Source organism: Herminiimonas glaciei, from assembly GCF_042664955.1.
GTDB classification, from domain to species: Bacteria; Pseudomonadota; Gammaproteobacteria; order Burkholderiales; family Burkholderiaceae_D; genus Oxalicibacterium; species Oxalicibacterium glaciei.
In genome coordinates this window covers 1-4,610 of sequence record NZ_JBHTBU010000005.1, presented here as the reverse complement: position 1 = coordinate 4,610, position 4,610 = coordinate 1, and the positions used below count along the sequence as shown (strand labels likewise).

The following is a 4,610-nucleotide window of genomic DNA, read 5'->3' as shown; positions in this document are numbered from 1 at the left end:
TCATCGTAGCCTCGTCTTCGTCCCCTTTGGTCCTGTATTGGTTCTTAATCGTCCACATATTCGAATTGCGTGCATAAATTTGTTTGAATCACGTCATAATCGCCCGCACTTTCACTTACCCTCAATTCGCATAGATGGCCTTAGATCATTTGCTGACCGCCCTTGACATCGGTGTTACTTACTTTGCGCTCTGCGACATACGTGACGGTTGGGGGATGCATTTCGATGCCTGTAAGACGGCAAGTCTGCATTACTGCCTGGAGGGGATTGGCACCCTCACCGTTCATGGCACCGCTCCCATTCGACTTGAGTCGCACACTTTTATACTCCTGCCGCCGGGTGTCCCCTATCGAATCGAAAGCGCATCCCAAAGGCAACCGCGGCTTGAGTATCGTACTCTCTTGCACCCGGTATCATCACACCACTCCACTCCAACGCTAATCGTCGGGGAAGGCGTACAAGGCATCGTTACTGTGTGTGGTGAAATTCGTGTCAAATTGCCCGGGGGATCAGACCTTTTTACTCCATTGAGCAAACTGTTGGTTGCACGATTTAATGGGGCTAACGGACTACAGGACCAGTTCGCAATGCTGCTAGCAGAGTCGGCTCGACCCGGAATAGGATCTCGGGTGCTGACTGAAGCATTGCTCAAACAGTGTTTGGTGCTAGCGTTACGACGCTGGGTCGAAAGCGAGCCTTCATCACTACCTTGGCTAGCGGCCGTACGTGATGCACGACTCAATCGCGCGTTGCACGCTATTTTCGAACAACCTGCTGTTGCCTATACGGTCGACAGTCTGGCAATGATTGCCGGTATGAGCCGTTCAGCATTTGCGGCCGCGTTCCAGCGCGCCTTTGGCCAATCACCGATGAGTTTGGTCAAGCTAGTGCGACTACGTCGAGCCAGTGAACTGTTAATTACGACAGCACTCCCTATAGCTGAGGTCGCAAAACGAGTAGGATTTTCTAGCAGAAGCAACTTTTCTCTCGCGTTCAGTCAGCTGCATGGCGTAGATCCGAGTCGCTTTCGACGCACCTTCTCCGCAACCGGGAAAGAATAATAAAGATCGAATAATCAATTACGTCGGTGATTATTAAGTATTTCATGGTTGATTGATTCGATTCCGATAATCTTGAACGAACTAGCAACACTTCACTGATAAAGGAAAAAGATGTACGACTCAATGTCCACGATTGATAAACAAATTCAACGGTTAACTGACGATACGATAGCCGGCTTATCACTCAAGCAAAAAAGTTTGCCCAGCCAATGGCTTTATGACGATGTTGGTTCGCAGTTGTTCGAGGAAATAACACAACTTCCTGAATACTATCCAACCCGTACAGAAATTGCCATTCTACGTAATTATGACAAGGAAATTTCATATTTCATCGGGCCGAATGCGACCATCGTAGAATATGGCGCCGGTGCCGCAGTAAAAACCGAAGCATTGCTAGACGCGTGCCATCAGCCTCGAGCTTATGTTCCGATAGATATTGCTGGAGATTTTTTAGCCCAGACATTTATGCGAATTCGACTGAAATTCCCTTTTTTGAATGTCTATCCTCTGGTCGCTAATTTTTTGGATAATTTTGCACTTCCAGACGATCTCGAATCTGATTCAAGAGTCGCATTTTTCCCCGGGTCCACGATTGGCAATCTGAATCGGAAAGAAATAGACAGATTTCTCGAGCAGATGCGCCACCATGTACAAAAAAACGGCAAAGCGATCATTGGCATCGATTTACGTAAAGACACTCGAACTCTTATTGCAGCCTACGCTGATGCTGCAGGTGTAACAGCCAAATTCAACAAGAATATCTTGGCTCGACTTAATCGTGAGGTTGGTATGGATTTTTCTTTGAGTCAGTTTGAACACTCAGCTCGTTGGAATGAAGAGGAATCTGCGATTGAGATGCATTTAGTCAGCATGACTGACCAAATCGTTCGTTTAAAAGATCATTCTTTTCACTTTGAGAAAGGTGAAACGATTCATACTGAAAGTTCGCGAAAATATACGTTACAGCAGTTGGAATCAATCACCTTCGAGAATAATTGGTCGCTCACCAATGTTTGGACCGATGAACAACAAGCGTACGCCATTCTAGGCTTGAAAAATACATCGTGTTGAGCACAACTATTCAAATCTGAAAAGAATCGAGACACGTTTACCAAGCATGCAATCCACTTGTATCAAGCCCCGAATGACATCGTAAAATCAATCTTTACGTTACTTCCTAGTCGCCTACTTTTTTCATCAACGCGCAGCAGAGTCAAAGCAGCGGCAAGCCCTCCTTTGACTAAAATTACAGCAACGACGGTGAGACTGATAGTCCAGTATTGAGTAGTACAACCGTTCCTGTTAAATTATTTCGTTTGACTATTTTCTGCTTGAAGTATCGATGAATCCTCTACTGTCCTTGCGACGTGACATCTTTTCCCAGTCACAGTGAACGAGCGTCGAAAGCGACTCGGATCTACGCCATGCAGCTGACTGAACGCGAGAGAAAAGTTGCTTCTGCTAGAAAATCCTACTCGTTTTGCGACCTCAGCTATAGGGAGTGCTGTCGTAATTAACAGTTCACTGGCTCGACGTAGTCGCACTAGCTTGACCAAACTCATCGGTGATTGGCCAAAGGCGCGCTGGAACGCGGCCGCAAATGCTGAACGGCTCATACCGGCAATCATTGCCAGACTGTCGACCGTATAGGCAACAGCAGGTTGTTCGAAAATAGCGTGCAACGCGCGTCTGAGTCGCGTGTCTCGTACGGCCGCCAACCAAGGTAAGGGCAAGGTATCAAGCTCAATCCAACGCCGCAATGCAAGAACCAAACACTGTTTGAGCAATGCTTCAGTCAGTACACGAGATCCTATTCCCGGTCGGGCTGACTCTGCCAACAGCATCACAAACTGGTCACGCAATCCGTCCCCCCCTCCAAAGCGTGCCACCAAGGGCATGTCCAGCGAGGTGAAAAGGTCTGATCCACCCACCAATTCCACACGGATTTCACCACATACCGTAACGATACCTTGCTGACCTTCACCAACGACAAGTGTCGGCACGGATTCGCGCGACGAAGCTCCACATAAGCTCACACGATGTTCGAGCTGCGCAGGTTCCTGCGAGGCGCTCTCGATACGATATGCAATCCCCGACGGTAAGAGCACGAAAGTGTGTGGTTCAAGTTGAATAGGTGGCGAACCATGGACAGTGAGCGTGCCGGCGCCTTCCAAGCAATAATGCAGGCTTGCCGACTGACAAGAGTCGAGACGCATTCCCCAACCATCACGAATATCGCAGACCGTGAAGTGGGTTACGCCAATATCAAGCGCAGCCAACAGGTGGTCTAAAACAATATACGGAGAGGAAGAGAACTCGGACATCTGGATACCTCGACGGTAATTTGAAAAAAGCGAAAATAAGACGAAGCTATTGTGCCAGCCCTGATGCAAGAGGTATACCGATTTCCAGCCACATTTTTCCATAAAAAATGGATGCAAATATCGGACATTGGGGCACCGATGGGATCAAACAAAAAACCAGAAATGGCTGCAGAATTAGATCGAACATTTAGATGAATTAGAACCATTTCGAGACCATGCAATACCTAAGTAAAGCTACGATGGCTGCTCTACCAACCTGAAGAAGAGCAAGCTATGCCGGACAGCGTCGTTCTCAATGTCAATAAGGTCATCTCTGTTAAATATTCATCGAAAACGTTGATTCAATAGGCTACGCCAGATATTTGGTGACATGCTGTCGCCTTTCATCAACCGCTACTTAAGCTCGAAATCAAATGATCGCCTTGCGCAGCACCTCCTTTTGCTACGGTGTCGTCACGCAGTCCTTTCACTGGCTCACTGCCATATTGATTCTTGCCAGCTATGCACTGAGCAAGGGTGACCGCTATTCGCTCTATTCTGCTGAAGCTGACGGAATCCGCAGGATTCATGAAACGCTTGGTGTACTTGTCGTCATTGTTGTCGTGCTGAGATTGCTATGGGGACTGATCGACGATACGCCTGATAAGCAACAAAAGCGGCGATGGATGACCGAGACCGCGAAATTCGTCCGCCTCGTACTTTATGCGCTTCTCATCTCGATTCCGGCCACGGCGATAGTCGGTACTTGGCTTGAAGGGATTCCTATCACCCTTATTGGATTCGATATCTGCCCTCAGATTGAGGAAGCTCATAGTCTGGGACAACTGATCATGAAAATACACATCATCCTCGGCGAAGCCATACTCTGGATCGCCGGCGCGCATGCTGCCGCAGCTCTTTTCCATCACTTTTATCTGCGCGACGAGGTCTTTAAGTCGATGATTCCGGGCGGATGAAAGATCAATCTAGATATGTACGTAAACGACATGGTGCTTTCTACGAATTTTAGTTAAATGTAATAGGGACTGCAGGAAGCTTGGACCTCAAACGCCAGCTCGGTCCGATATGCGAACATACGTCTGCAAGACCAGCTTATTTTTGGACGCCCCCCCCCATTCCAAACTGCGTAATCCTTCGAAAAAATACTCCCGAATCAATCATCCAAATATTTGGACGATTAAGAACCAATACAGGACCAAAGGGGACGAAGACGAGGCTACGATGA

At 47.8% G+C, this 4,610-nt stretch carries 4 protein-coding genes; 3 read left to right on the top strand and 1 reads right to left on the bottom strand.

Annotated features, from left to right (window positions below; genetic code table 11):
* The first annotated feature begins 134 nt into the window (after nucleotides 1-134).
* Entirely contained in the window at nucleotides 135-1,061 is a 927-nt protein-coding gene (locus tag ACFQPC_RS18250; protein WP_382273318.1) for an AraC family transcriptional regulator, read from the top strand.
* A gap of 111 nt (nucleotides 1,062-1,172) precedes the next feature.
* The gene (gene egtD / locus ACFQPC_RS18245; protein ID WP_199739147.1) at nucleotides 1,173-2,132 is read left to right on the top strand and encodes an L-histidine N(alpha)-methyltransferase; all 960 of its coding nucleotides are present in this window, start codon (nucleotides 1,173-1,175) and stop codon (nucleotides 2,130-2,132) included.
* Nucleotides 2,133-2,368: 236 nt separating this feature from the next.
* On the opposite strand, the gene ACFQPC_RS18240 is transcribed toward egtD, so the two are convergent.
* Nucleotides 2,369-3,502: an AraC family transcriptional regulator gene (locus ACFQPC_RS18240; RefSeq protein ID WP_382273316.1), complete on the bottom strand. Its 1,134-nt coding sequence runs from the start codon at nucleotides 3,500-3,502 to the stop codon at nucleotides 2,369-2,371.
* A 296-nt stretch (nucleotides 3,503-3,798) separates the two neighbouring features.
* Here ACFQPC_RS18240 and ACFQPC_RS18235 point away from each other — a divergent pair, with 296 nt between their 5' ends.
* Nucleotides 3,799-4,341 carry a cytochrome b gene (locus tag ACFQPC_RS18235; RefSeq protein ID WP_124575673.1) on the top strand — a complete coding sequence of 181 codons (543 nt, stop codon included), beginning with the start codon at nucleotides 3,799-3,801 and terminating at the stop codon, nucleotides 4,339-4,341.
* The last annotated feature ends 269 nt before the right edge of the window (nucleotides 4,342-4,610 follow it).